This window comes from uncultured Enterovirga sp., from assembly GCF_964242715.1.
Taxonomy (GTDB): Bacteria; Pseudomonadota; Alphaproteobacteria; order Rhizobiales; family Beijerinckiaceae; genus Enterovirga.
Map to the genome: position 1 here is coordinate 37,604 of NZ_CAXTAZ010000024.1, position 24,567 is coordinate 62,170.

The following is a 24,567-nucleotide window of genomic DNA, read 5'->3' on the forward strand; positions in this document are numbered from 1 at the left end:
ATTGCAGCGACGTCATCCGGTGGCGCGCTCGACCTTGTTCACGGCCGACTTCGCACGAAGCTCGGAGATGATGGCCGTCAGGTGCTTCAGGTCGAAGACGGAGAGATCGACGGTGACCTGGGTGAAGTCCGGCGTGCGCCGGTGCATCGAGATGTTCTCGATATTGCCGTCGTGGTCGGCGATGACCTGAGCGATCTGGGCGAGGCTGCCCGGCTCGTTGATCGACTGCAGGGAGAGACGTGCCGGAAAGCGGCGTCCGGCACCCGCCTCGACATCCCATCGCACGTCGATCCAACGCTCCGGATCGTTGTCGAAATCGGCGAGTGCCCGGCTCTGGATCGGGTAGATCGTGACGCCCTCGCCAGGCGTCAGGATGCCGACGATGCGGTCGCCCGGGACCGCGCCTCCGTTCGGGGCGAAGCGGACAGCGATATCGGCCTCGATGCCACGGATCGGGAGCGCGTCCGTGGGCGGTCCGGCGCTGTTGGCCCGAGCCGCGAGCGAGCGGGCGGCCTCGCCGTCACCACGCCGCTCGACGTAATCCGGATAGACGCCCCGGACGACGTCGCCGGAGAACATCTCGCCCCGGCCCACGGCCGCGAGCACGTCGTCGATCGAGGCCCGGGCCAGGCGGGGGAGGGCGCCCCGGACTTTCTCGTCCGAAAACGCCTTGCCGGCGCGCTGGAAGGCGCGTTCCAGGATCTGGCGGCCGAGGCCGGCATATTGGCGGCGGGTCGCGGCCTTGGCCGCGCGCCGGATCGCGGCCCTGGCCTTGCCGGTGACGACGAGCGATTCCCAGGCGGGCGGCGGGCTCTGGCCATCCGCCCGGACGATCTCGACCTCGTCGCCGTTCTGCAGCTCGTTGAAGAGCGGGGCCATGCGGCCGTTGATCTTCGCGCCGACGGCCGTGTTGCCGACGTCGGTATGCACGGCATAGGCGAAATCGATGGCGTTGCCGCCGCGGGGCAGCGCGATGAGCCGCCCCTTCGGGGTGAAGCAGAAAACCTGATCGTGGAACAGCTCGAGCCGGGTATGTTCCAGGAATTCCTCGGGACTGTCGCCCTCCGCCAGAAGATCCACCGTCCGGCGGAGCCATTGATAGGCGCGGCTCTCGGAGGCGAGCGCCGCGGCGCCGTCCCGGTAGAGCGCGTGGGCGGCAATGCCGTATTCGGCGACATCCTCCATGTCGTGGGTGCGGATCTGCAGCTCGACCCGCTGCGAGCGGGGCCCGATCACCGTCGTGTGCAGCGAGGAATAATCGTTCTGCTTCGGATTCGAGATGTAATCCTTGAAGCGGCCCGGCACGGCGGGCCAGGCCGTGTGGACGATACCCAGCGCGCGGTAGCAATCGTCGACCCCGTCGACGATGAGGCGGAAGCCATAGACATCCGAGAGCTGCTCGAAGGCGACGGACTTGCGCTCCATCTTGCGCCAGATCGAATAGGAGCTCTTGCGGCGTCCGCTCACCTCGGCCTTCACGCCGCTGGCCGCGAGCTTCAGCCTCAGCCCGGCTTCCACCTCCTCGACCAGGGTCTCGTTGCGCTGGCTGAGGTCCTTCAGCCGACCCGAGATGGTGCCGTAGGCCTCGGGGTTGAGGTTCCGGAAGGCCAGGTCCTCGAGTTCGTTCCGGATCTCCTGGATGCCCATGCGGCCGGCGAGCGGCGCGTAGATGTCGAGCGTCTCCTGGGCGATGCGCTTGCGTTTCTCCGGCGGCATGAAGCCCAGCGTCCGCATGTTATGCAGACGGTCGGCGAGCTTGACGAAGAGGACGCGGAGGTCGGCCGCAACGGCGAGAAGAAGCTTTCGGAAATTCTCGCCCTGGGCGGCCTGCCGCGACACGAGATCGAGCCGCTTGATCTTGGTCAGCCCATCGACGAGGGAGCCGATCTCCTGACCGAAGATGCGGTTGATCTCCTCGAGCGTGGTCGCCGTGTCCTCGACCGTGTCGTGCAGGACCGCCGCCACGATCGTCGCGGAATCGAGCTTCAGGTCGGTCAGGATCGCGGCGACTTCGAGCGGGTGGGCGACGAAGGGGTCGCCGGAGGCCCGAGTCTGGCTGCCGTGGGCGACCATCGCGTAGACGTAGGCCCGATTGAGCAGGGCCTCGTCGACATTCGGGTCGTAGCGCTTGACCCGCTCCACGAGGTCGTATTGGCGCATCATCTTGGGCGAGCCGACTTCCCGCCGTGGCGAATTCAGAGCGGTTCCATCTGTTGGGAGACCCTCACGCCCGCCAACGAAACGCAACCCGGCACCGGGCCGGGCTCATCTGCGACCTGAACTCCGGCTCAGCCCTCGTCGTCGTCGGTCTCGGCCGGCGGCACCAGACCTTCGAGACCGCGAAGCAGATCCTCTTCGCTCATCTTGTCGAATTGCACGTCCTTGTCGTCGGACGAAGCCGCCGGGACGGCCGCCGCGGCCGAGCCGAGGAGCGGAACCGTTTCGGCCTCGGGCTCGTCGACCTCGACATATTTCTGCAGCGAGTGGATCAGCTGCTCCTTGAGGTCGTCGGGCGCGATGGTCTCGTCCGCGATCTCGCGGAGAGCCACGACCGGGTTCTTGTCGCGGTCGCGCTCGATCGTGAGCGGCGAACCGGAGGCGAGAAGACGTGCGCGATGGCTCGCCAGCAGAACGAGCTCGAACCGGTTCTCGACCTTGTCGACGCAATCCTCAACGGTGACGCGCGCCATCCGGCGGCTCCTTCCACGGCTAATATCGGGGTTTGGGAACGCCCTACACCCAAGCCGGTCCTGGAGCAAGGACCGGCCCCGCACTTGGCCGCGTCGACGAAGAACGGGCCGCGCAGCGATGCCGCGCGGCCCTGTCAATGACAGCAAGAACGGAGGAAGGCCGCCGACCTGTCTACCGGTAGCAGACCTCGACCTTTCGCACATGCCAGCCATACGGGCCGCGAACCCGCTGGCGCTCCAGCACGCATCCGCCATAGGAGGCCTGGTAGTATCCGCCGCTATATGAGGCCGGGTAATACCCGCCGCCATAAGACGCCGGGTATCCGCCGCCGTAATAGCCAGAATAGCCGCCGCCGTAATAGCCGTAGCTCGGATAGGTAGAGGCTGCGAAGGCACCAAGCGCCAGGCCGCCGAGGATGCCCGCGCCGGCGTAGCCGAAACCGCGCCCATAGCCGCGCCCACCGTAATACCCGCGCCCACCGTAATAGCCGCGCCCGCCGTAAAAACCCCGGCCGCCGAAGCCGCCGCGGGCAAAGCCGCCACCGCGGTAACCGGGACGCGCGTCAGCGCTCTCGGTCATCGCGAAGGTCGATCCGACCAGCGTGGCCGCAGCCACGCCCGCTAGTCCCAAAACCTTCAAGGACATCTCAAACTCCTAACCATTCGCCGCCACCTTGACGGGAAAATGCTGCAGAGAGGACAGGGTTCCCGGCGGCGGCAGCGCGCCACGTCGGGCATCGTCGGCGTCTCAACCTGAACGCAGGCTAACCAGGGGGAGCGCGGGTTGACACTCGACGCAGGCCGGTGCGACCTCCCGCCTCAAAGTGCGGCCAGCATCGATGGTCCGAAACAGGGTGGAACGACGGGATATGCTAGCGGTCATCTTTCCAGGTCAGGGCAGCCAGGCCGTCGGCATGGGTGCGGCCCTCGCGACGAAGTTTCCCGCAGCCCGGGCCGTCCTGGCGGAGGTCGACGAGGCGCTGTCGCAGAACCTGTCCGGCCTGATGCGCGACGGTCCGACGGAGGAACTCAACCTGACGTCGAATGCGCAGCCTGCCCTTATGGCTGCGAGTCTCGCCGCCTTCAGGGTGCTGCAGAGCGAGGCCGGACTGGATCTCGCCCGGGGCGTCCGGGTCGTGGCCGGCCATTCGCTCGGTGAATATTCGGCCCTTGCGGCTGCCGGTTCGCTCTCGATCCGCGACGCCGCCCGGCTTCTGCGGATCCGAGGCGACGCGATGCAACGCGCGGTTCCGGTCGGAGCCGGCGCCATGGCGGCTTTGCTCGGACTCGACCGCGAGGTGGCCGAGGAGATCGCCCGCGAGGCCGCGACCGGCGGCGAGGTCTGCGATGTTGCCAACGACAACGGCCCGGGCCAGGTCGTCGTGTCGGGGCACAAGGCGGCCGTGGAGCGGGCCGTCGTGATCGCGCAGGGTCGGGGCGCCCGGAGGGCGATCATGCTGAGCGTCTCCGCGCCTTTCCATTGCGGGCTGATGGCGCCCGCGGCGGAGACGATGCGGGAAGCCCTCGGCGGCACGATCCTGCATGCGCCGGCAGTGCCGGTCGTGGCCAATGTCAAGGCTGCGCCGATCTCCGACCCCGACGCGATCCGGGCCGCGCTCGTGCAGCAGGTCACCGCCACCGTGCGCTGGCGGGAGAGCGTCGTCGCCATGGCGGCGCTCGGGATCGACCGGTTCGTCGAGGTTGGTGCCGGCAAGGTGCTGACCGGCCTCGTGAAGCGGATCGCCACCGGGTCGAGCGCCGCCGCCTTCGGCCAGCCCTCGGATCTCGACGCCCTCAGAACGGTCCTGGAGGCCGGCGCCCATGTTTGACCTCACCGGACGCACAGCCCTCGTCACGGGCGCGACGGGCGGCATCGGCGGAGCGGCGGCGAGGGTTCTTCACCGGCAGGGCGCGACCGTTGCCGTGTCAGGGACGCGTCTCGAGGCCCTCACCGAACTGGCCGGGGAACTCGGCGAGCGCGTTCACATCCTGCCATGCGATCTCGCCGATCCTTCGGCCGTCGAGGCCCTGGTCCCGGCCGCGGAAGCGGCGTGCGGGCATGTCGACATCCTGGTCAACAATGCCGGCGTGACCCGCGACGGACTTCTCCTGCGCATGAAGGATGAGGATTGGGAGACCGTGATCGCGGTCAATCTCACGGCGGCGTTCAGGCTCACGCGGTCGGCCGTGAAGGGCATGATGCGGCGCCGGCATGGCCGTATCATCTCGATCGGCTCCGTGGTCGGCTCGATCGGGAATCCGGGTCAGGTGAATTACGTGGCGTCCAAGGCGGGCCTCGTCGGGATGGTGAAGGCGCTGGCGGCCGAGGTGGCGACACGCGGCATCACGGCGAATGTCGTGGCGCCGGGCTTCATCGCCTCGCCGATGACCGAAGGCCTGACGGATGCGCAGCGCGCCGCGATCCTGGCGAAGGTCCCGATGGGCCGGCTCGGAGAGGGCGCCGAGATCGCGGCGGCGGTCGCCTATCTGGCATCCGACGAGGCCGGCTACGTCACGGGCCAGACGATCCATGTGAATGGCGGCATGGCGATGCTGTGAGCGGCATCAAGGGGCCGCGCAGCGCCGGCGCAGGGCTTGACCGGCGGCGAAAATAAGGCTTTGCACGGCCACTTCAGGCAGGGCCGTTGCAATGCCGACGGCCCCGATCGAGAAATCTCGCCGGGGTTCGGCGGGCCGCCGAGTTTGCATGTGCGAGGATAGTGATGAGCGATACAGCTGAGCGCGTGAAGAAGATTGTCGTGGAGCATCTCGGCGTCGAAGCCGACAAGGTGACCGACAATGCGAACTTCATCGATGATCTTGGGGCGGACAGCCTCGACACGGTCGAGCTCGTCATGGCGTTCGAGGAAGAGTTCAACGTCGAGATCCCGGACGACGCGGCCGAGACCATCGTCACCGTCGGCGACGCCATCAAGTTCCTGGACAAGAGCGCGGCGGCTTGATGCGCGCGGGTCTTCTCGCGGCCTGACGCCGCGACGGGCGTGAGCAACATGCGGCGGGTCGTTGTCACCGGCCTCGGAATGGTGACCCCTCTCGGCTGCGGGGTCGAGACCACCTGGCGCCGCCTACTGGCAGGTGAGAGCGGGGCCGTCCGGGTCGACACCTTCGACGTCTCGGACCTCGCCTGCAAGATCGCCTGCATGATTCCGCGGGGCGACGGGACGGAGGGCACCTTCGATCCCGACCAGTGGATGGACCCCAAGGACCAGCGCAAGGTCGATCCTTTCATCGTCTTCGCGATGACGGCCGCGAAACAGGCCCTCGACGATGCCGACTGGCATCCCGAGAGCTACGAGGACCAGACCTCGACGGGTGTCGTGATCGGCTCCGGCATCGGAGGCATTGGCGGCATCTACGATGCCTCGATCACCCTCTACGAGAAGGGTCCTCGCCGGATCTCGCCCTTCTTCATCCCGGGACGGATCATCAATCTCGCCTCGGGCTATGTCTCGATCGCGCATGGCCTCAAGGGACCGAACCATTCCGTGGTGACCGCCTGCTCGACCGGCTCGCACGCGATCGGCGACGCGTCCCGGCTGATCGCCTTCGGGGATGCGGACGTGATGGTCGCGGGCGGCGCGGAATCGCCGATCAACCGGCTCTCCCTCGCCGGTTTCGCCGCGTGCCGGGCGCTCTCGACCGGCTACAACGACGATCCGGTCCGGGCCTCACGCCCCTATGACCGCGACCGCGACGGCTTCGTCATGGGGGAGGGCGCCGGGATCGTGGTACTCGAGGAATACGAACACGCCATGGCCCGCGGCGCCAAGATCTATGCCGAAGTCATCGGCTATGGCCTGTCCGGGGACGCCTATCACATCACCTCCCCGGCCGAGGACGGCGACGGCGCCTTTCGCTGCATGAGCGCGGCCGTGAAACGGGCCGGGATCTCGGCCTCGGACATCGACTACATCAACGCCCATGGCACCTCGACGCCGATGGGCGACGAACTCGAATTGAGGGCGGTCGAGCGCCTGGTCGGCAACGCCGCCGGCAAGCTCGTCATGTCCTCCACGAAGTCGGCGATCGGGCATCTTCTCGGTGCGGCCGGATCGGTCGAGGCGATCTTCTCGGTCCTGGCGATCCGAGACGGCATCGCGCCCCCGACCCTGAATCTCGACAATCCGTCGGTCGAGACGCCGATCGATCTCGCGCCGCACGAGGCGAGGACGAAGCCGATCGAGACCGTGCTGTCGAACTCCTTCGGGTTCGGAGGCACCAATGCCTCCCTGGTGTTCCGGCGTGCGGCGTAACGCCATGGACGGCCTCGTCACGCCATTTCGCCATAAAGTACCAGCAGGTACGGTCGGGCCTGCAGCCCGGCCGCGGACCCGCATGGGACTTGGCGTGCCTTTCGTGAGGCGTTGAGATGTTCGGCAAGCGACGGATCACACCCGAGCCGCCCTACGAGTCGGACACGCTGCCGGGCCGCGTCGCGCCCCGCAGCCCGAACGATTCCCTCAAACCCATCCCGGTGAACAAGGTCCGGGTGCGGCGGCCGCGCGGTGGGCTCCTGTCGCTGCTGAGCGGATTGACGACGGTCGCGGTGGTGGTCTGCGGCACCCTGGTCTTCGGGCTCCTGGCGCTGGAAGGCGAGGTCGAGAAGCCCGGCCCGTTGCTGGCCGACAAGACGGTGCTGATTCCGAAGAGCGTCGGCACATCCGACATCGCCGATCTCCTCACCCGGGAGGGCGTGATCGGCAATCCGACCCTGTTCGAACTCTTCTCCTACCTGAACCGCAGCAAGGGCCAGCTGAAGGCCGGCGAGTTCCTGTTCCGGGCCGGGATCAGCATCGATGAGGCGATCGACACGCTGATTCAGGGCAGGGCGATCCTGCACACCTTCACCCTGCCGGAGGGGTTGACGAGCGAGCAGATCGTGACCCGCATCCGCGAGAACGACATCCTGACCGGCACGATCAACGAGGTGCCGCGCGAAGGCTCGCTCATGCCCGACACCTACAAGATCGAGCGGGGCGAGACGCGGCAGCAATTCGTGAACCGGATGCAGGCAGCCGGTCGGGACGTGCTGGCCAAGACATGGTCCGGGCGCGCGCCGGACCTCGCCATCAAGACCCCGCAGGAACTCGTGATCCTGGCCTCCATCGTCGAGCGGGAGACCGGCCGGGCCGACGAGAGGCCCCGGGTCGCGAGCGTGTTCCTGAACCGGCTCGCGCGCCGCATGAAGCTGCAATCGGACCCGACCATCGTCTACGGCATCGTCGGCGGGAAGGGCACGCTCGGACGCGGCATCACCCGGGCCGAGATAGACCGGCCCACGCCCTACAACACCTATGTCATCGAAGGGCTTCCGCCCGGGCCGATCGCCAATCCCGGACGGGCTGCGCTGGAGGCGGTCGCCAAACCGCTGAAGACCAAGGACGTGTTCTTCGTCGCCGACGGCACCGGCGGCCACGTCTTCGCGGAGACCTACGACCAGCATCAGCGCAACGTCGCCCGGTGGCGCCAGATCGAGCGCGAGCGCGAGGTCGCCGGATCCGGCGCCTCTCCCGTGGATCGCCCTGCTCCCCCGGCCGACAATCGGACCCAGTACGACGCCGCTCCGACGTCATCCGGGGCGGTGTCGGCCTATGCCGATCCGTCGGCCCGCTCTGCCGGTCGGGGCTTCGATGCCTCCGAGGGCACCCTTCGCGACCCGCTCCGGAACCAGAGCTGGGACCTGACGACCCCGAAGAACGTGCCGAATGTCGGCCAAGAAGCGTCGGCCTTGCCGGCTGCGCCCGCCCGGACGCGAGCCGCCGCACGGCCTGCGAGGCGACAGCCGCGCGGGCAGGAGGGAACACGGCGTGAGGCGGAGGTGCTGCAGCCGCCGCCCGGCTTCGAGACGCCGCGGCGCTAGGCAGCGATCTTGACCGTCAAGTCCATGACCGGCTTCGCGCGGGAAGCCGGCGCCACCGGCCCGAACCAATGGGCCTGGGAAATCAAGAGCGTCAACGGCCGCGGGCTCGAGGTCAGGATGCGGACGCCGCCCGGGCTCGACGCAGCGGGCGAGGAGGCTCGCCAGATCATCATGCGAGGGCTGTCGCGCGGGCAATGCCAGCTCACGCTCTCGTTGACCCGCGCGGCAGGGGCGGCCCGGGTCCGCATCAACCGGGACGTCCTGGCCGGGTTGATCGAGGACCTGGCGCGAGTGCCTCGCCCGGAGGGTCTCGGGCCGGCGACGCTGGACGGGCTTCTCGCCATTCGGGGCGTCGTCGAGATCGACGAGGAATCCGGGGGCGAGGCCTTCGACGAGGCGCTGAAACGCGACCTCGTCGCCGGTGCCGCCCGCCTCGTCGCCGCCCTGCAGGTATCTCGCGCCGCGGAAGGTGCCGCGCTCGACTCCGTCCTCGCGCGGCAGCTCGACGAGATCGGCAGGCTGGTCGAGGCGGCGGACAGCTCTGCCGGCCGCCAGCCCGAAGCCGTGAAGGCGCGCCTCGCGTCCCAGGTCGCGACGCTTCTCGAGGCCTCGCAGGCGCTCGATCCCGGTCGGCTCCACCAGGAGGCCGCGCTTCTGGCCAGTCGGGCCGACATTCGCGAGGAACTCGACCGCTTGCGGTCGCATCTCGATGCCGCGCGCGCGCTACTGGCGGAGGAGGCTGCCGTCGGGCGGCGGCTCGACTTCCTGGCCCAGGAATTCGGTCGCGAGACGAATACGCTCTGCTCGAAGGCCAACGACGTCGCCCTCTCTCGGATTGGGCTCGAGCTCAAGGCCGTGGTCGAGCAGTTCCGCGAGCAGGTCGCGAATATCGAATGACCGTGCTTCAGCCGGACCATGCCGTTCCGCCGCCTGGCGTCGTGATCCCGCGGCGGGGCCTCGTCCTGATCCTGTCCTCGCCCTCGGGCGCCGGCAAGACGAGCCTCACCCGCGCCCTCTCCGTCGACCAGTTCGCCGGGCTCTCGGTCTCGATCTCGGTCACCACACGGGCGAAGCGTCCCTCCGAGATCCCCGGCCAGGATTACGATTTTATCGAGGTCGATGACTTCCTGGCGCTGCGCGACCACGGCGACCTGCTCGAATGGGCCGAGGTCCACGGCAATTATTACGGAACGCCGCGCCGTCCGGTCGAGCGGGCGCTCGGCTCCGGCCTCGACATGATCTTCGACATCGACTGGCAGGGCACCCGGCAGGTCAAGGAGAAGATCGGACGCGACGTGGTCACGGCTTTCATCCTGCCGCCGAGCATGTCCGAATTGCAGCACCGGCTGGAGCGCCGGGCGGAGGACAGCCGCGAGACGATCGAGCGCCGGCTCGCGAATTCGCTCGTCGAGATCGAGCGCTGGGCCGAGTATGACTACGTCATCGTCAACGACGATCTCGGCCGTTCGCTCGACAGCTTGAAATCCATCCTCGAGGCCGAACGCCTGCGCCGGGAGCGTCAGACGGGACTGGACGGGTTCGTGTCCTCGCTCCTCGCCGAGCGCACCATCTGAGCGGCGTCGAGCGCGCAGGCGAGGGCGATGAAGCCCTCGACCGGCACCTCTTCCGGCCGAATGGTGCCGGGAATGCCGGCGGCCTCCAGGATCGGCGCCGGGTCACCACCGAGCGACTTCAAGCTCTGCCTCAGCATCTTGCGCCGTTGCCCGAAGGCTGCCGCCGTGACGCGCTCGAGCGCGCCGAGGCGGCAGGGTAGAGGCGCTGGCCGAGGCTCGATCAGCACGACGGCCGAGGTGACCTTCGGGGCCGGCACGAAGGCCTGCGGCGACACATCGAACAGGATCTGCGCGCGGGCACGCCATCCGCACAGGATGCCGAGCCGGCCGTAATCGGAGGGCGCATCCGGGCCGGCCACGATCCTGTCGGCGACTTCGCGCTGGAACATCAGGGTCGCGCTGGCCCAGGCCGGAGGCCAGATCTCCGTCGTCAACCACTTGATCAGGAGCGCGGTGCCGACATTGTAGGGCAGGTTCGCGACGATCCGCGACGGCCCCGGGCCGAGCAGCCGCGCCGGGTCCAGGGTGAGAGCGTCCGCCTCCACCACCTTGAGCCGCCCGGGATAATGCGCCGCGATCTCGGCCAGGGCCGGCAGGCAGCGCGGGTCGCGCTCGACCGCGATCACGCGCTCGGCCCCGGCGGCCAGGAGGGATCGCGTGAGCCCGCCCGGACCCGGCCCGACTTCCAGGATCGTGTGCCCCTGGACCGGGCCCGCGGCCCGGGCGATCCGCCCGGTCAGGTTCAAATCGAACAGGAAATTCTGGCCGAGCGCCTTGCGGGCGCCGAGGCCGTGGCGGGCCACGACCTCGCGTAGTGGAGGCAGCCCGTCCTGGGCGGTCGTCATGGGCGCGCCACGCGCGACAACCGCCCGGCGAGGGCGATCGCGGCGTTCAGGCTGTCCGGCCTGGCTAGCCCTTGTCCGGCGATGTCGAAGGCGGTCCCGTGATCGGGCGAGGTCCGCACGAAGGGAAGCCCGAGCGTGACGTTCACGGCCTCGTCGAAGGCGATCGTCTTGATCGGGATCAGCGCCTGATCGTGATACATCGTGAGCACCGCGTCATAGCGTGCGCGGGCCCGTTCGTGGAACAGCGTGTCGGCCGGCCAGGGCCCGGAGACGTCGATGCCGTCCGCCCGCAAGCGCTCCACCGCCGGCGCGATGATCCTCCCCTCCTCGGTCCCGATCGTGCCGGCCTCGCCTGCATGGGGGTTCAGCCCGGCGACCGCGAGACGCGGCCGGGCGATGCCGAAGCGGAGGCGGAGGTCATGGTCCACGATGCGGCCGGTGCGGACGATCAACTCCGTCGTGAGCCGCGCCGGCACTTGCGCCAGCCCGACATGGACGGTGACCGGGACGACGGCCAACGCCTCGCACCAGAGCATCATGACCGGGTGCGGCGGCGACCGGCCGGGATCGGCTGCGAGCTCGGCCAGATACTCGGTATGGCCCGGGTGGCGGAAGTCGGCCTCGTACAGCACATGTTTCGCGACAGGATTGGTCACGACGGCGGCGGCGCGGCCGGCTCTCGTCAGGGCCACCGCCATGTCGATCGACGCGATCGTGGATGCCGCATTCCGGCGATCCGGCCGGCCAGGCGCGGCTTCGACCGAAAGGCCGTGCAAAACGACGGGCAAGGCGCGCGCGAAGACGTCCCTTGCGGTCTCGGGCGTGCTCTCCGCCACGGGCACGGCCCAACCGAGCGCTTCCGCTGCCCGCCGCAGGAAGCGCGGATCGCCGACGACGAAGAAGGGGTCGCGCCGGCTTCCGTCCCGCCATGCCCGGAGCGTGATTTCGGGGCCGATGCCGGAGGGGTCGCCCTGCGTGATCGCGAGGGGAGGGCTCGGAATGCCGGCCATGGATGATGCCCATGCGGGCCGGCGCGAAGCGAGCCCGCCTGCCGCGCTGCGTCCTCTCAGGTCAACGGGACGCGATACCGTCGGCCGAGGAGGCCGTGGTCAGGTTCTGCGAAACGGAGGTCTGCCCGAGCGTCCGCAACTCCAGCCGGACCAGCACGGTCCGGTCGGACTCGCGCTCGCCGCTCGTCGCGAGTCGGGGCGTCATCGCGTAGTTGATGCTGAAGGTCGTGCACTCGTCCTTGTAGCCGAGGCTCAGCCCAGTCTGGGCGACCGTGTAGGGATCCGACTTGCGGTAGGACACGTTCGCCTGCGCGGCCGCCTGGCCGAAGTCCCTCGCGTAATTAGCGTAGTTGACCGCGTAGGTTTCGCGGCTGTCGATGTAGCGGTCGAGATCGAACAGGACGGAGCCCCCAATCGACCAGTTCGGCGTGAACTGGAGCGAGGCCGCGGGCTGGAGGCCCTCGCGCCGGTGGGAAAAGCCTTGAAGGGGCTGCGCCTGGTAGCGCGCGTAGGTCAGCGAGGCGACCACCGGGATGTAAGGTTTGAAATTCGCGACCGCCTGGGCCTCGAAGCTGTTCACGGTGAGATCGTCCTTGTCGAACCTGCCGCGCGTGATCAGCGAGAAATTGTCGTTCGGGTTGATCTGTGCGCGCGCGACGAAGTCCGAGACCCGGTTATCCAGCCCCGAGCCGAGCCCCGTCGCGAGAAGGTCCGGCTGCGCATAGGAGTTCAGGCCGGCGACCTGGTATGACTGGCCGAAGAGCGCGTTGCCGGTCCAGCCGGCCGGGGTGGTGACGTTGTATTGCAGCCCGACATTGGCCCTCACGCCGCCCTCGGCCCGGTCGTAGCCCGAGAACTTGTCCCAATCGAAGAGGGTGGAATCGTCGAAGACGAGGCTGTGGGCGTCCTCGTTCGGAAGGCGTCCGATGCGGGCCTCGTTCGGCCGGGCGACGATCTGTCCGATCGGCGTCAGGGTATGCGTGCCGAACCGGCCCTGTTCGGACACGAACGGGTAGCGGTACTCGACCCCGATCGCCGGCGTCGCGCGTCCGACGAACTCATCCGAACCCTTGATAAAGTTCGAGATCTGCTGGTTCTGGAAACCCGTCGTGCTCGGATTGTTGAAGAAGCCGTCCGCCCGAAGATACGTGAAGGGCGTCCAGGTCTGTCCGGCATCGTCGATGAAGGTCCGGCGCCAGGAAGCTTCGGCCGAGACGCGGGCGAAATCGCCCGAGAGCCCGCGGACGAGGCAGCTTCCGCGCTGGAACACGGCGCAGCTCTCGTAGGGCGTCAGGACGCTCCCGCCGTTGAGGGAATTGGTGGTCAGGAAGGGGAATGCCTGGTTCGCCCGGGAGGTCGGCGTGAATTGCGCCGCGTCCCGCGAGACGTTGGTGAAATTGAACTGGAGCCGGGCCTCGCCGCCGATCGGCTGCGGGCCGTTCACGCGCTTGTCGTAGTCGAGAACGGGCGCAACGAGCGGCAGCTGCTTCTGCCAATCGGCGTAGGACAGTCCCTGGAAGTAGAACGCCCGCAGATCGAAGAAGGAGCGGTCACCTTGCCCGCGCAGATACGCCTGCGAGATCGACTCGGCCAGAATGTAATTGCTGGCGAGGCTCTCGCTCCGGATCTTGTAGTTCTGGAGGAACCACTTGTCCGAGAGAAGCGCGATGTCGAAGCCGTAATGCCAGCGCTCGTTGATGTTGAAACGCCCCGACGTTTCCAGGGAGCCGCGGGCCTCGCGGTTTCCGGGCCCGAACGGCGCCGGCAGGAAGGCGCTCTGGTCCTGCTGCAAGATACCGGCGGCCCGGATGTTGAAGGCGCCGGTCAGGAACCGCTGGCGGTATTCCGCCTGCATCAGGAAGCCCTGCCGGGTCAGGCCCGTCGGCTGGAGCGTCAGGTCGCGGTCGGGTGCGATCGCCCAGAAATACGGGACCGACACTCCGTAGCCGAGGGCGCTCGTGTGAACGTAGCGCGGGGCCAGGAAGCCGGACTCGCGTCGGACCGAGGGGTCCGGCGTGTAGAAATATGGCACATAGGCCAGCGGGATGCCGGCGAATTCGAGGGAGGCGCCCTCGTAATAGATGCGCCGCTCCTCGTTGTTGTGGATGATCCGGGCCGCCTTGACCTGCCACAGCGGCGGCCGCTCCGGATCGTCGCGACAGGCCTCGCAGGCCGTGTAGGTGCCGCGCTCGAAGACGGTCGTCTCGCCGTTCACGCGTTCTGCCCGCGGCGCCGAGAAGCGCGTCGTCACGGGACCCGACATGTCGCGGGTCGACTGCTGGAGCCGTAAACTATCTATAAACCCTGTTTTGAAATCATCCGTGAGCTCGAAGCGGTCTCCGGTCGTGACGGCGCCATTCGCTTCGGTGAGGCGGACATTGCCTTCGGCCAGCACGCGGCTGGAATTCCGGTCGTAGATGACGCGATCGGCCTGGACCGTGCGGGGGCCGTAATTGAGCTCGACGTCGCCGGACGCCGTGACAGTGTTCTTGTCGCGGTTGTAGATGATCTCGCGGCCTTCGACGAGAAGGCGCGCCTTCGGGTCCTGCGCCGCCTTGCGGGACAGCATGTCGTTGGCCGTGCCCTGGGCGGACGCGACGGACGGCAGCCCGGCGCCGATCAGCACCAGAGCGACCGCCCAACCTGCGATCCTGCCCCGACCGAACTCCATCCTTGCTCCTCGACGGCCGTAACTGGCGTGAGCCATCAACCGTCTTCCTGATACAGCAGCGCCAGCGCCCCGAGGAGCGAGCCGACCACAGCCGGAAGCCACGCCGCCACGGAAGGCCCGACCATTCCGGCCCCTCCAAGGTCGCGCATGACCTCCGTCACCACGTAAAGCACGAAGCCTGCGCTCACGCCACCGAGCACCATCTTCGCGACGCCACCAAACCTGAAAAACCTTAGCGAAACGGATGCAGCTAAAAACACCATCGCGACGAACAGCAGAGGGCGCGAGAGCAGGACATCGTATTGCAGGCGGTATCGGCTGGCATCAAGGCCGGCACTTTCGGCCCGCGAAATCGTGTCGCCGAGTCGCCAGAAAGACACAGAATCCGGAGGCGTGAAGGTCTGCCGAACCTGGCTCGGATCGAGATTCGTGGCGAGCAGGTAGACCGGGTAGGTCTGCGGCTCCTCGACGGTGGTCGAAACCCGCGCGTTGCGGAACTCCCAATAGCCGTCACGCAGGACGCCATCGGTTGCCTCCACCCGTTCGACGAAGGCTCCGGCAGGGTCGAACACGAAGACCGTCGCGCTCGTCACCGTGTTGGTGGCGGCAACCGCCGCCTCGGCCCGTATCACGGCCTGACCGTCCACGCTTCTCTGGCGGATCCAGAGCTCCGGCCCGAGCCCCTTCATCTTGCGGGCGAAGACCTTCGCCTCGATGCGGGTCGCCTGCTGTTTCAGCGAGGCGGAGATCGGATTGTAGGCGACCACCGACAGGATGCCGAGGCCGACCGCGACAGCGATCCCCGGCTGCAGGAATTGCCACGCCGAGATGCCGGCCGCCCGGGCGATGACGAGTTCGAGCTTGCGCGACAGCTGCAGCAGGGTCGCCATCGAGCCGAACAGGATGGCGAAGGGAAGCACCTGCTCGGCGATCGCGGGCGTGCGGTAGAGCGAGAGCTGGGCCATCAGCCCGGGCGTGGCCCCGGCCGTATCCCCCGCGCGCCGGAGCAGTTCCACGAAATCCAGCGTGAAGACGAGGCCGAACACGGTCGCGAAAACGAGCAGGATCGTCCGGATGAACCGGCTCGAGATGTAGAGGCCGAGGGTCGCGCCGATCACGGCGGGTCAGGCTCGCTTAAGGCCGAGGCGACCCGGGCCCGGTAAGGGCAGCCGCTTCGCGAGGCGGGCCAGGCTGGCGACCCACGCCGAAACCCTCGCTCCCCCCGCGATGATCGCGACCGAGCAGGCCATCGCCCCGAGCGGTAGCCCGTAGATCGCGAAGACCGCTCCGGGCGAGCGGACTGCGGCGCTGGAGGCCGCGAAGAGCCCGATCCGGAGCGCGATCACCGCGACCACCGCCGAGGCAAGGGCGGTGCCGCGTCCCTGCCGCGTGGTCTTCGCCTGGCCGAGTGCCGCGAAGGCGATGAAGGTGACGGCGAGCGGAAACAGCCAGGCCGTGAGTCGATCATGCAGCTCCGCCCGGAACCGGCCGAGCTGCATGCGGTAATAGGGATCCGTCTTGTCGGGCAGGAGGAGATCGCCGGTCGAGCGCTCGCGGGGCTTGTAGACGAGCTCGCCGGTCTCCTGGTTCAGCGCCGCCAGCCCGATCGCATAGCGCTCGAAGGCCACGATCGAACTGTCCTGGGTTCCGTCGCGCTGGCGGTGGACGCTGCCCTTCTCGAGCACGAGATAGCTCGAGCCGCCCTGCTCGATGGTCTGCCCGCGCTCGGCCAGGTAGACGACCGTTCTGCCCTTCTCGCGCCGATCCTGCATGAAGATGCCGAGGAGCGCCTGCCCGGCCCGCTCGCGGTAGTGGAAGGTCACCCCGGAATCGAGAGTCGTGAACTGGCCCTCCTGGGCGATATTCGCGACGAAATCCGCCCGGATGCGGGTGATGAGGTCGCGAAGCTCCTGGAAGCTCGCCGGGATGAGGTAGATGGTCAGCATCGCGACCATCGCCGAGACCGCGATGCCGAGGGCGAGGAACGGCCGCATGATCCTGGCGGGCGACATGCCGGCAGCGCTCATGACGATGAGCTCGGAATCGCCGTTCAGCCGGTTCAGCCCGTAGATCACGGCCACGAACAGGGCGACCGGTGCGATCACGGCGACTAGGGTCGGCAGCGTCAGGCTGGTGACCGTGAAGAAGACCAGGATCGTCTGGCCCTGCGCGGTGATCACGTCGAGCTGGCGTAGCGCGGAAGTGAGCCAGATCACCCCCGTGAGGGCGACGAGGCAACCCACGAACGCCACTGCGATGATGCGGAAGATGTAGCGCTCGACCAGGGGCATGCGGGACCGAAGCCGTGACCTTTCTGGCTAGCGCGCCGACCGCGCCCGGGCAATGACCCGGCGGACACACTCGCGGCCCCTTCCCGCCATGCGAGGAACTGCCACCCCGCGTGTCTAGCGACCGATGCCGGGCGTTGTCGCGTTGTAGGGGATCAGGGGCGGCGGCGCCGGCCGGGACAGCTCGTTCCGGAGCGAGTTCACCTCGAACTGATTCTGCTGAGCCGAGGCGCGGTTCTGCTGCTCCACCGCCATGGAGCGATTGAGCGCATTCGTCTGCGATTCCGCTCGGCTCGTCGGAGGCACCTGAAGTCCTTGCGCGCCGGCCCCGGACGCAAAGACCAGCAGCGCCAGTCCGACACCCATTTCCACTCGTCGCATGGCTCTTCTCCCGCCTTCCCTCGATCCCGATATGGGGACAACCCGAAGCCGCCGCGCCGGTTCAGGCCGCGACTTGGCGTCGCCGCGTCGGCGCCTCGGGCGTCGAAGGCGGCCCGCTCCTCGACGCACGACCCGATTTGATCCAGGAAGGCTTCGATGAATCCCGCGCAAGCCCTTCCGGCGCTGCCGGCCGCTCCCGACGACGATCACGCGCCGCCCCCGCTCTCGATCAGCGAGCGTGCCCGCGTGGCCGCGGCGCCGCGGGCCTCCGACTATCTCGCCGGCCTCAATCCCGAGCAGCGCCAGGCCGTGGAGGCGACCGAAGGTCCGGTCCTGGTCCTGGCCGGCGCCGGCACGGGCAAGACCCGCGTCCTGACGACCCGGATCGCGCACCTGATCGCGACCGGCAAGGCGTGGCCGTCCGGCATCCTGGCCGTGACCTTCACCAACAAGGCCGCGCGCGAGATGAAGGAGCGCGTCTCCCATCTGGTCGGCGCGGCGGGCGAGGGCATGCCGTGGCTCGGCACCTTCCACGCGATCGGCACGAAGGTGCTGCGCCGACATGCGGAACTCGTCGGTCTCCGGTCCGACTTCACGATCCTCGGGATGGACGACCAGATCCGGCTCCTGAAGCAGGTGATCGCGGCCGAGGGGATCGACGAGAAGCGCTGGCCGGCGCGGCAGCTCGCCTCCTTCATCGACGGCTGGAAGAATCGCGGGCTGCAGCCGAAGGAGGTCCCGGCCGGCGAGGCCGCGGCCTTTGCGAATGGCCGCGGCCTCGCGCTCTACGGTGCCTACCAGGCGCGGCTGAAGACGCTGAACGCGACCGATTTCGGCGACCTCCTGCTCGAATGCCTGCGGCTCTGGCGCGACAATCCCGACGTCCTCGAAAGCTACCAGCAGCGCTTCCGCTACATGCTGGTCGACGAATACCAGGACACGAATGTCGCCCAGTATCTCTGGCTCCGGCTCCTCGCCCAGGCCCGCAAGAACCTGTGCTGCGTCGGCGACGACGACCAGTCGATCTATGGCTGGCGCGGCGCCGAGGTCGACAACATCCTGCGCTTCGAACACGATTTTCCGGGCGCGACGGTCATCCGGCTCGAGCGCAACTACCGCTCGACCGGGCACATCCTGGCGGCTGCCTCCGGCATCATCGCCAAGAACAAGGACCGGCTCGGCAAGACGCTCCGGACGGAGGACGAGGCCGGCGAAAAGGTCACGGTCTCGGGTGCCTGGGATTCCGAGGAGGAGGCCCGGCAGATCGGCGAGGAGATCGAAGCGCTGCATGCCAACAAGGAGCGGCTCTCCGATGTCGCCGTCCTGGTCCGGATTTCGGCCCAGATGCGCGAGATCGAGGATCGCTTCGTCACACTCGGCCTGCCTTACCGGGTGATCGGCGGCCCGCGCTTCTACGAGCGGGCCGAGATCCGCGACGCGCTGGCTTACCTTCGGGCGACGGCCCAGCCGGCCGACGACCTCGCCTTCGAGCGGATCGTAAACTTGCCGAAACGCGGCCTCGGCGAAGCCGCCGTGCAATGCATCCACGCCCATGCCCGCCGGGCCCGGGTGTCGATGATGCAGGCGGCCCGCTATCTCGTCGAGACCGACGAGATGAAGCCGGCGCCGCGGCGGTCGCTCCGCGACCTGATGGCCTCGTTCGACCGCTGGCGGGCCATGATGGACCGCACCGCCCATAACGAACTCGCCGCCACCATCCTGGAGGAGAGCGGGTACACGGACATGTGGCAGAAGGAGAAGTCGGCCGACGCGGCCGGCCGGCTCGAGAACCTGAAGGAACTCGTCCGGTCGATGGAGGAATTCCCGGACCTCGCCTCCTTCCTCGAGCACATTGCGCTCGTGATGGATGCGAACGAGACGGAGGGCCAGGACCGCGTCTCGCTGATGACGCTCCATGCCGCGAAGGGGCTCGAATTCGACACGGTCTTCCTGCCGGGCTGGGAGGAGGGCCTTTTTCCGTCCCAGCGCGCGCTCGACGAGAACGGGCGCGCCGGGCTCGAGGAGGAGCGGCGCCTCGCCCATGTCGGCCTGACCCGCGCCAAGCGCCGGGCCAAGATCTATTTCGCGTCGAACCGGCGCATCCACGGCATGTGGAATTCGACCATTCCGTCCCGCTTCGTCGACGAGCTCCCGGAAGAGCATGTCGAGGTGACGGAGGCGCCAGCCGCCTATTCCGTCCGCGGGGCGTCCCGTTTCGAGACCATGACGCCCTTCGGCTCGAGCTACCAGACCCCCGGCTGGCAGCGCGCTCAGGCCCGCGCCGCCGAGGCCTCGGCCGATCCGGATTCCGATATTCGCGGCTCGGGCGAGTTTTCGGAGCCGGGCGCCTTCTTCAACCAGGGCCGCGGTTTCGGCTCTGGCGCCCGCCCGCAACGCCGCAGCCCCGGCGGACGCACCGGCCCGCAGATGATCGAGGGCGAGATCCTGGCGAAGTCGACCGGCGCGCCGTCGGCCTACGCACTCGGCGGCCGCGTGCTCCACCTGAAATTCGGCCCCGGCACCGTCGCGGCAATCGACGGCAACAAGCTCACGGTCGATTTCGACAAGGCCGGCCGGAAGATGGTGCTGGATAGTTTCGTCGAGGCGGCGAGCTGAGTCACCATGGCTAACGCTGTGGATTGGAAATCAACGTCGCGGAACAGGTGACGACCGAACCAGCCAGGAACTGATTCGTGCTGACCAGCAGTCGTGACATCAGACGCCGCCTTGAACGCGACGGCTGGAATCTGGTTCGGGTCGCCGGCTCGCACCACATCTTCCGCAATCCCGAGACCGGTGCGATGATATCGCTGCCGCATCCCAAAAAGGATCTCGGGTCGGGCCTCGTAAGGAAGATCTACAAGCAGGCGGGTTGGCGGCCGGAGCCGGAATGACACATTACGTGGCCATCGTTGAGGAAGAGGCGGGCAGGGCCGTAGGGGTCTGGTTTCCGGACCTGCCGGGCTGCTTCTCGGCAGGCGACACGGTCGATGAGGCAATGATCAACGCACGCGAGGCGCTCACGCTCTGGGCTGAAGTGCTTGCCGCCGACGGGCGTCCGATGCCGGCTCCCCGGACGCTGGTCGAATTGAAGGCTGATCCGGAAGCTGCCGCGGATCTGAAGGCGCATATGCTGGCCTTGGTCCCATGCGAACCCGCCCTGCGCTCCGCGGCGGAATAAGGGCGCGCTCACTTCCCTGAGGCTTGTGGCCGCGCCAGGCTTGTCGCTGCTGAGGTTGACGCAATCCGGGCCCGGCTAATCCGGACACTCCGCCCCGGTCTCGATCCAGGCCTTCACGAGAAGCCCGAACAGCTCCTGCGTCCCGGGCGCAGAAGCGCGGCCGACGCCAGGGTTCCAGCCCCAGCCCACAAGCTCGTCATGGGCCGAATGCTCGATCAGCGCCGCGAAATCCTTGCCCCCGTTCCGGGCCGGATCCTTGAGCTGCCGGCAGATGGCGCCGAGGGTCTGGTTCTCCCAGGCCATCTCGCGGGGGGCGAGCTGCCATTTCGGGTTGCCCGGCATGCTTCCGACGCGGGTGCCGACCAGGCGGAAGTTGCTCTGCCCGTGGCAGCTCGTGCAGGGCATGCTGGGCGAGCCGAGGCCGGTTTCGCCCGCGAAGATCGGAGGCTCGTGCGGCCGGCTTGTCTCGCCCTGAAGCGGCCGGTCCGACACAGGGTGGCAATTGAGGCAGCGCGGATGCGTGAGCACGCGCCCCGCCTCCTCGAACAGGGCGACCGATCGCGCCTTGGGGTCCCCGATCGACCCGAAACTCTCCGGCGTCCGGAGATCCGGGCGGCCGGCCTGCTGCGCCCCCGAAGGCCACGCCGCCAGGAACGAGAGGCCGGAGATGGCGAGCACCGTCAGCACGATCGAGTTTCGCATGTCGGCGCACCTCGTCCGACGAGCCCGGACTAGGCCAGCCTAGCGATGTCGGGCCGGGATGCAATCGGGCGCGCCGCTCCGGGCACGCCTTCCGGTCGCGCAGGCGATTGACAAGAGCGGCTCGCCTGCCCAGCCTCCAAAAAACGATGGAAACGCCGTGACGGGCTTGGGTGTCGCGCTCCTGGCGCATCGTGGAAGCCATGGGCTGCGGCCGGGACGCCGCCCGTGACGGTCGAGATCCTCACCGCCGATTCGATCACGAAGCTCGGGGATAGCCACCGCGGGCACGTGATTGTGTCCGGCTCGCATGGCGGCGTCTATGCGGGGTATTGCGCGGCCAAGGGCGGAGCTCGGGCCGTGGTCTTCAACGATGCCGGGGCGGGCCGGGACCGTGCCGGGATCGAATCGCTCGGCCTCCTGGACGGGATCGGCCTCGCGGCCGCAACGGCGGACGTCGCGACCTGCCGCATCGGCGACGCGGCCGACATGCTCGCGAACGGGATCGTCAGCCATGTGAGCCGGGGCGCCGCGGCGCTGGGCTGCGGGTCAGGCCAGAGCGTGGCGGATTGTGCCGAGCTGATGCGGGCGGCATTGCTTCCGAGCGGCGCGGTGCCGGATCTCGGCGAGACCCGGTTCCTCATCCACCACCATCGGCGCGAACGCGCCGTGATCGGCATCGACTCCGCGTCGCTGTTCCGCCCCGAGGATGCGGGCTGCATCGTGGTGACGGCCTCGCATGGCGGCCGGCTCGGCGGACGGCCGGATACGAGCGTGCCGGCCGGCGTCTTCGCGGCGACCTTCCACGATGCCGGCGGGGGAAAGGATGGGGCGGGCTGGATGCGCCTCGCCGACCTCGACAGCCGCGGCACGGCCGCCGTCACCGTCTCCGCCGCGAGCGCTCGGATCGGGGATGCCCGGTCCTGCTACGAGGACGGCGTGCTGTCCCATCTGAACGCGCTGGCGATCCGGCTCGGAGGCGAGGTGGGCCTGCCGCTCCGAATCTTCGTCGAGCGGCTGGTGACGGCCGGGAGGATCACGGCTTGAGCGACGCACGTGCCCGGGACCGGACCATCCCCAATCTCGACGAGGACCGTCTGCTCGCGCATCTCGCGCAGATGTGGCGCATCCGGGCCTTCGAGGAACAGGCGATCCTCGGGCTCGACGACAAGATCGTCCTCGGTGCCATCCATCCCTCGATCGGCCAGGAGGCGATCGCGGTCGGGATCTGCGCCCATCTCCGGCGTGACGACGTGCTTCTCTCCACCCATCGCGGCCACGGCCACACGCTCGCGAAAGGGGCTGAGCCGCTGCCGATGATGCGCGAGCTGTTCGGCCGCGAGGGCGGCAATTGCGGCGGCAAGGGCGGCTCCATGCACATCGCCGATTTCTCGGTCGGAATGCTGGGGGCGAACGGGGTCGTGGCAGCGAACATCGTCATCGCGGCCGGCGCGGCTCACGCGATCAAGCTGAAGGGCGGCGACCAGGTCGTCTGCTGCCTCTTCGGCGACGGCGCGATCAATCGCGGCCCGTTCCTGGAAGGGCTGAACTGGGCCAAGGTCTTCAACCTGCCCGTCCTCTTCGTCTGCGAGGATAACGGTTTCGCGGCGACGACCCGGACGAAGAGCATGACCGGCGGCGCCGGGCCGTCGGCCCGGGCCCGCGCCATCGGGCTCGCCGCGGAGGAGATCGACGGCAACGACATCCTGGCGGTCGATGCGGCCGCCCGCGAGATCGTGGCAGCGATCCGGGCCGGCGGTGGGCCGCGCTTTCTCCACGCCCATACCTACCGGCTCACCGGCCATACCGGGTCGGACCCGGCCCTCTATCGCCCGGAGGAGGAGGTCGAGGAGCGCCGGCGCGACGAGCCGATTGCGCGCGCTGCGGGACTCCTCGGGGCAGGGCGGGCGAGTGATGTCGGGCGTCTGCGCGAGGCGGCCATCGCCGAGATGAAGGAGGCCTACGACACCGCCAACGCGACACCCTTCCCGCCCGTCGCCCATGCCTTTCACGACGTGCAGGATGTCGGCGACCCGCGGCAGGAGGCCTTCTGATGAGCCGCATGACCTACATGGACGCCGCTCGTGCGGCGCTCGCCGAGGAGATGCGGCGCGACCCGCTTGTCTGGGCGGTCGGCGAGGACCTTGGGCGCGGCGGGGTCTTCGGCCAGTACAAGGGCCTCGTCGAGGAATTCGGGTCGGACCGCATCTCGGACGCGCCGATCTCGGAGAGCTGCATCATGGGCGCGGCCGTCGGCGCCGCCATGATGGGCACGCGGCCGGTGGTCGAGATGCGCTTCTCCGACTTCGCGCTCTGCGCGGTCGACGAGCTCGTCAACCAGGCCGCCAAGGCCCGCTACATGTTCGGCGGCCAGACCCGGGTGCCGCTCGTCGTGCGCGAGCCGATCGGGATGTGGCGCTCCTCGGCCGCGCAGCATTCGCAGTCGCTCGAGAGCTGGTACGCCCATATCCCGGGCCTCGTCGTCGCCTGCCCGGCGACACCCGCCTGCAACAAGGGCCTCCTCAAGAGCGCGATTCGCTGCGACGACCCGGTCGTGTTCATGGAGCACAAGGGCCTGTGGCCGCTCGAGGGCGAGGTGCCGGACGACGAGGACGCGCTCGTCCCCTTCGGTCAAGCGCGCCACGTCCGGTACGGCGACGACGTCACGATCGTGTCCTGGTCCGCCCAGGTCCATGTCTGCGCCGCCGCCGCCGAGCCGCTGGCCGAGCGCGGCGTCAGTGTCGACCTCATCGATCTCCGCACGCTCTGGCCCTGGGACAAGGCGGCCGTCCTTGCGAGCGTCGGCCGGACGGGCCGGCTGCTGGTCGCCCAAGAGTCCGTCTCGGTCGCGGGGTTCGGCGCCGAGGTGGTTGCGACCGTCGCCCAGCGCCTGCACGGCCAACTCAAGGCCGCCCCGACTCGCCTCGGCGCACCCCGCATCCCGATCTCCTACGCACCACCGCTCGAGGACGTGGTGCGAGTGTCGGAGGCGGCGATCGTGGCCGCGGTCGAGGCGCTGGTCGGGCGCCCGTGAGTCAGCTCCTCGACGCGGCTGATGATGCCTCCGATCGCGCGGCGGTGAAGGACGTTCAGCGCCGTCTCGCCAGCGGCGAAGAGGAGTTGATCCCTGCCGCTCTCGTTGACCGCATCCTCGCGGGTGAGAGCCGGATCCGGGTCTGGCGCGAGCATCGCGGGCTGACCCTGAAGGCGCTGGCCGAGAAGATCGGGGTCGGTCAGCCCTTTCTCTCGCAGATCGAGACCGGAAAACGTGAGGGCGCGCTGGAGACGTTGCGCAAGATCGCGGCCGCCTTGTCGCTGACCCTCGACGACTTCGTCGGCTGACACGA

24 protein-coding genes are annotated in these 24,567 nt (G+C 68.5%); 14 read left to right on the forward strand and 10 right to left on the reverse strand.

Annotated features, from left to right (window positions below; all coding sequences use genetic code 11):
* Positions 1-12: 12 nt before the first annotated feature.
* From ACFE87_RS13370 to ACFE87_RS13380, 3 genes are all read right to left on the reverse strand, one after another.
* The gene (locus ACFE87_RS13370) at positions 13-2,163 is read right to left on the reverse strand and encodes a RelA/SpoT family protein (RefSeq protein WP_375460134.1); all 2,151 of its coding nucleotides are present in this window, start codon (positions 2,161-2,163) and stop codon (positions 13-15) included.
* Positions 2,164-2,288: 125 nt separating this feature from the next.
* Positions 2,289-2,690: a DNA-directed RNA polymerase subunit omega gene (rpoZ, locus tag ACFE87_RS13375; protein ID WP_375460135.1), complete on the reverse strand. Its 402-nt coding sequence runs from the start codon at positions 2,688-2,690 to the stop codon at positions 2,289-2,291.
* A gap of 172 nt (positions 2,691-2,862) precedes the next feature.
* Positions 2,863-3,336 carry a hypothetical protein gene (locus ACFE87_RS13380; RefSeq protein ID WP_375460136.1) on the reverse strand — a complete coding sequence of 158 codons (474 nt, stop codon included), beginning with the start codon at positions 3,334-3,336 and terminating at the stop codon, positions 2,863-2,865.
* Positions 3,337-3,559: 223 nt separating this feature from the next.
* Here ACFE87_RS13380 and fabD point away from each other — a divergent pair, with 223 nt between their 5' ends.
* The 7 genes from fabD (at position 3,560) to gmk (ending at position 10,145) form a co-directional block, all read left to right on the forward strand.
* Positions 3,560-4,519, forward strand: a complete 960-nt coding sequence (fabD, locus tag ACFE87_RS13385) for an ACP S-malonyltransferase (RefSeq protein ID WP_375460137.1) — start codon at positions 3,560-3,562, stop codon at positions 4,517-4,519.
* Entirely contained in the window at positions 4,512-5,249 is a 738-nt protein-coding gene (gene fabG, locus ACFE87_RS13390; RefSeq protein WP_375460138.1) for a 3-oxoacyl-[acyl-carrier-protein] reductase, read from the forward strand. The genes fabD and fabG overlap by 8 nt, the downstream gene beginning before the upstream one ends.
* A gap of 164 nt (positions 5,250-5,413) precedes the next feature.
* Positions 5,414-5,653, forward strand: a complete 240-nt coding sequence (locus tag ACFE87_RS13395) for an acyl carrier protein (RefSeq protein ID WP_375460139.1) — start codon at positions 5,414-5,416, stop codon at positions 5,651-5,653.
* 48 nt (positions 5,654-5,701) lie between these two features.
* Positions 5,702-6,964, forward strand: a complete 1,263-nt coding sequence (gene fabF / locus ACFE87_RS13400) for a beta-ketoacyl-ACP synthase II (RefSeq protein ID WP_375460140.1) — start codon at positions 5,702-5,704, stop codon at positions 6,962-6,964.
* Between the two features lie 116 nt (positions 6,965-7,080).
* A complete protein-coding gene (gene mltG / locus ACFE87_RS13405) occupies positions 7,081-8,571 on the forward strand; it encodes an endolytic transglycosylase MltG (RefSeq protein WP_375460141.1) in 1,491 nt (496 codons plus the stop codon).
* Positions 8,572-8,580: 9 nt separating this feature from the next.
* The gene (locus tag ACFE87_RS13410) at positions 8,581-9,468 is read left to right on the forward strand and encodes a YicC/YloC family endoribonuclease (RefSeq protein ID WP_375460142.1); all 888 of its coding nucleotides are present in this window, start codon (positions 8,581-8,583) and stop codon (positions 9,466-9,468) included.
* The gene (gmk, locus tag ACFE87_RS13415; protein WP_375460143.1) at positions 9,465-10,145 is read left to right on the forward strand and encodes a guanylate kinase; all 681 of its coding nucleotides are present in this window, start codon (positions 9,465-9,467) and stop codon (positions 10,143-10,145) included. The genes ACFE87_RS13410 and gmk overlap by 4 nt, the downstream gene beginning before the upstream one ends.
* On the opposite strand, the gene rsmA is transcribed toward gmk, so the two are convergent.
* The 6 genes from rsmA to ACFE87_RS13445 all read right to left on the reverse strand — a co-directional run bounded on the left by rsmA (position 10,091) and on the right by ACFE87_RS13445 (position 17,340).
* Entirely contained in the window at positions 10,091-10,990 is a 900-nt protein-coding gene (rsmA, locus tag ACFE87_RS13420; protein ID WP_375460144.1) for a 16S rRNA (adenine(1518)-N(6)/adenine(1519)-N(6))-dimethyltransferase RsmA, read from the reverse strand. The genes gmk and rsmA overlap by 55 nt on opposite strands.
* On the reverse strand, positions 10,987-12,000 hold the full coding sequence (gene pdxA, locus ACFE87_RS13425; protein ID WP_375460145.1) for a 4-hydroxythreonine-4-phosphate dehydrogenase PdxA: 1,014 nt from the start codon (positions 11,998-12,000) through the stop codon (positions 10,987-10,989). Before pdxA ends, rsmA begins: the two co-directional genes overlap by 4 nt.
* Positions 12,001-12,061: 61 nt before the next feature.
* A complete protein-coding gene (locus ACFE87_RS13430) occupies positions 12,062-14,671 on the reverse strand; it encodes an LPS-assembly protein LptD (RefSeq protein ID WP_375460146.1) in 2,610 nt (869 codons plus the stop codon).
* A gap of 35 nt (positions 14,672-14,706) precedes the next feature.
* On the reverse strand, positions 14,707-15,789 hold the full coding sequence (lptG, locus tag ACFE87_RS13435; RefSeq protein ID WP_375460147.1) for an LPS export ABC transporter permease LptG: 1,083 nt from the start codon (positions 15,787-15,789) through the stop codon (positions 14,707-14,709).
* Positions 15,790-15,795: 6 nt separating this feature from the next.
* The gene (gene lptF, locus ACFE87_RS13440) at positions 15,796-16,962 is read right to left on the reverse strand and encodes an LPS export ABC transporter permease LptF (protein WP_375460148.1); all 1,167 of its coding nucleotides are present in this window, start codon (positions 16,960-16,962) and stop codon (positions 15,796-15,798) included.
* Positions 16,963-17,076: 114 nt separating this feature from the next.
* Positions 17,077-17,340: a hypothetical protein gene (locus tag ACFE87_RS13445; protein ID WP_375460149.1), complete on the reverse strand. Its 264-nt coding sequence runs from the start codon at positions 17,338-17,340 to the stop codon at positions 17,077-17,079.
* A 156-nt stretch (positions 17,341-17,496) separates the two neighbouring features.
* Here ACFE87_RS13445 and ACFE87_RS13450 point away from each other — a divergent pair, with 156 nt between their 5' ends.
* From ACFE87_RS13450 to ACFE87_RS13460, 3 genes are all read left to right on the forward strand, one after another.
* Positions 17,497-19,956 (forward strand): ATP-dependent helicase, encoded by a 2,460-nt coding sequence (locus ACFE87_RS13450; RefSeq protein ID WP_375460150.1) that lies wholly within the window; start codon positions 17,497-17,499, stop codon positions 19,954-19,956.
* A 77-nt stretch (positions 19,957-20,033) separates the two neighbouring features.
* Complete coding sequence (locus tag ACFE87_RS13455) at positions 20,034-20,234, forward strand: type II toxin-antitoxin system HicA family toxin (protein WP_375460151.1); 201 nt, start codon at positions 20,034-20,036, stop codon at positions 20,232-20,234.
* Positions 20,231-20,521, forward strand: a complete 291-nt coding sequence (locus ACFE87_RS13460) for a type II toxin-antitoxin system HicB family antitoxin (RefSeq protein ID WP_375460152.1) — start codon at positions 20,231-20,233, stop codon at positions 20,519-20,521. The genes ACFE87_RS13455 and ACFE87_RS13460 overlap by 4 nt, the downstream gene beginning before the upstream one ends.
* Before the next feature lie 75 nt (positions 20,522-20,596).
* Here ACFE87_RS13460 and ACFE87_RS13465 read toward each other — a convergent pair whose 3' ends face one another.
* Positions 20,597-21,223 (reverse strand): Isoquinoline 1-oxidoreductase subunit, encoded by a 627-nt coding sequence (locus tag ACFE87_RS13465; RefSeq protein ID WP_375460153.1) that lies wholly within the window; start codon positions 21,221-21,223, stop codon positions 20,597-20,599.
* Between the two features lie 225 nt (positions 21,224-21,448).
* Here ACFE87_RS13465 and ACFE87_RS13470 point away from each other — a divergent pair, with 225 nt between their 5' ends.
* From ACFE87_RS13470 to ACFE87_RS13485, 4 genes are read left to right on the forward strand one after another with little or no spacing between them, the layout of a single operon-like run.
* Positions 21,449-22,267, forward strand: coding sequence for a hypothetical protein (locus ACFE87_RS13470; protein ID WP_375460154.1), 819 nt, complete (start codon positions 21,449-21,451; stop codon positions 22,265-22,267).
* Positions 22,264-23,274: a thiamine pyrophosphate-dependent dehydrogenase E1 component subunit alpha gene (locus ACFE87_RS13475; RefSeq protein WP_375460155.1), complete on the forward strand. Its 1,011-nt coding sequence runs from the start codon at positions 22,264-22,266 to the stop codon at positions 23,272-23,274. The genes ACFE87_RS13470 and ACFE87_RS13475 overlap by 4 nt, the downstream gene beginning before the upstream one ends.
* Positions 23,274-24,254, forward strand: coding sequence for an alpha-ketoacid dehydrogenase subunit beta (locus ACFE87_RS13480; RefSeq protein ID WP_375460156.1), 981 nt, complete (start codon positions 23,274-23,276; stop codon positions 24,252-24,254). Before ACFE87_RS13475 ends, ACFE87_RS13480 begins: the two co-directional genes overlap by 1 nt.
* Positions 24,251-24,562: a helix-turn-helix domain-containing protein gene (locus ACFE87_RS13485; RefSeq protein WP_375460157.1), complete on the forward strand. Its 312-nt coding sequence runs from the start codon at positions 24,251-24,253 to the stop codon at positions 24,560-24,562. The genes ACFE87_RS13480 and ACFE87_RS13485 overlap by 4 nt, the downstream gene beginning before the upstream one ends.
* Positions 24,563-24,567: the final 5 nt, after the last annotated feature.

Coding starts and splice junctions, on each gene's coding strand:
- fabD (WP_375460137.1), top strand. CDS start 3,560: ATGCTAGCGGTCATCTTTCCAGGTCAGGGCAGCCAGGCCGTCGGCATG.
- rsmA (WP_375460144.1), bottom strand. CDS start 10,990: ATGACGACCGCCCAGGACGGGCTGCCTCCACTACGCGAGGTCGTGGCC.
- fabG (WP_375460138.1), top strand. CDS start 4,512: ATGTTTGACCTCACCGGACGCACAGCCCTCGTCACGGGCGCGACGGGC.
- ACFE87_RS13430 (WP_375460146.1), bottom strand. CDS start 14,671: ATGGAGTTCGGTCGGGGCAGGATCGCAGGTTGGGCGGTCGCTCTGGTG.
- ACFE87_RS13370 (WP_375460134.1), bottom strand. CDS start 2,163: ATGATGCGCCAATACGACCTCGTGGAGCGGGTCAAGCGCTACGACCCG.
- pdxA (WP_375460145.1), bottom strand. CDS start 12,000: ATGGCCGGCATTCCGAGCCCTCCCCTCGCGATCACGCAGGGCGACCCC.
- ACFE87_RS13380 (WP_375460136.1), bottom strand. CDS start 3,336: ATGTCCTTGAAGGTTTTGGGACTAGCGGGCGTGGCTGCGGCCACGCTG.
- fabF (WP_375460140.1), top strand. CDS start 5,702: ATGCGGCGGGTCGTTGTCACCGGCCTCGGAATGGTGACCCCTCTCGGC.
- ACFE87_RS13465 (WP_375460153.1), bottom strand. CDS start 21,223: ATGCGAAACTCGATCGTGCTGACGGTGCTCGCCATCTCCGGCCTCTCG.
- ACFE87_RS13450 (WP_375460150.1), top strand. CDS start 17,497: ATGAATCCCGCGCAAGCCCTTCCGGCGCTGCCGGCCGCTCCCGACGAC.
- rpoZ (WP_375460135.1), bottom strand. CDS start 2,690: ATGGCGCGCGTCACCGTTGAGGATTGCGTCGACAAGGTCGAGAACCGG.
- mltG (WP_375460141.1), top strand. CDS start 7,081: ATGTTCGGCAAGCGACGGATCACACCCGAGCCGCCCTACGAGTCGGAC.
- ACFE87_RS13445 (WP_375460149.1), bottom strand. CDS start 17,340: ATGCGACGAGTGGAAATGGGTGTCGGACTGGCGCTGCTGGTCTTTGCG.
- gmk (WP_375460143.1), top strand. CDS start 9,465: ATGACCGTGCTTCAGCCGGACCATGCCGTTCCGCCGCCTGGCGTCGTG.
- ACFE87_RS13480 (WP_375460156.1), top strand. CDS start 23,274: ATGAGCCGCATGACCTACATGGACGCCGCTCGTGCGGCGCTCGCCGAG.
- ACFE87_RS13460 (WP_375460152.1), top strand. CDS start 20,231: ATGACACATTACGTGGCCATCGTTGAGGAAGAGGCGGGCAGGGCCGTA.
- lptF (WP_375460148.1), bottom strand. CDS start 16,962: ATGCCCCTGGTCGAGCGCTACATCTTCCGCATCATCGCAGTGGCGTTC.
- ACFE87_RS13395 (WP_375460139.1), top strand. CDS start 5,414: ATGAGCGATACAGCTGAGCGCGTGAAGAAGATTGTCGTGGAGCATCTC.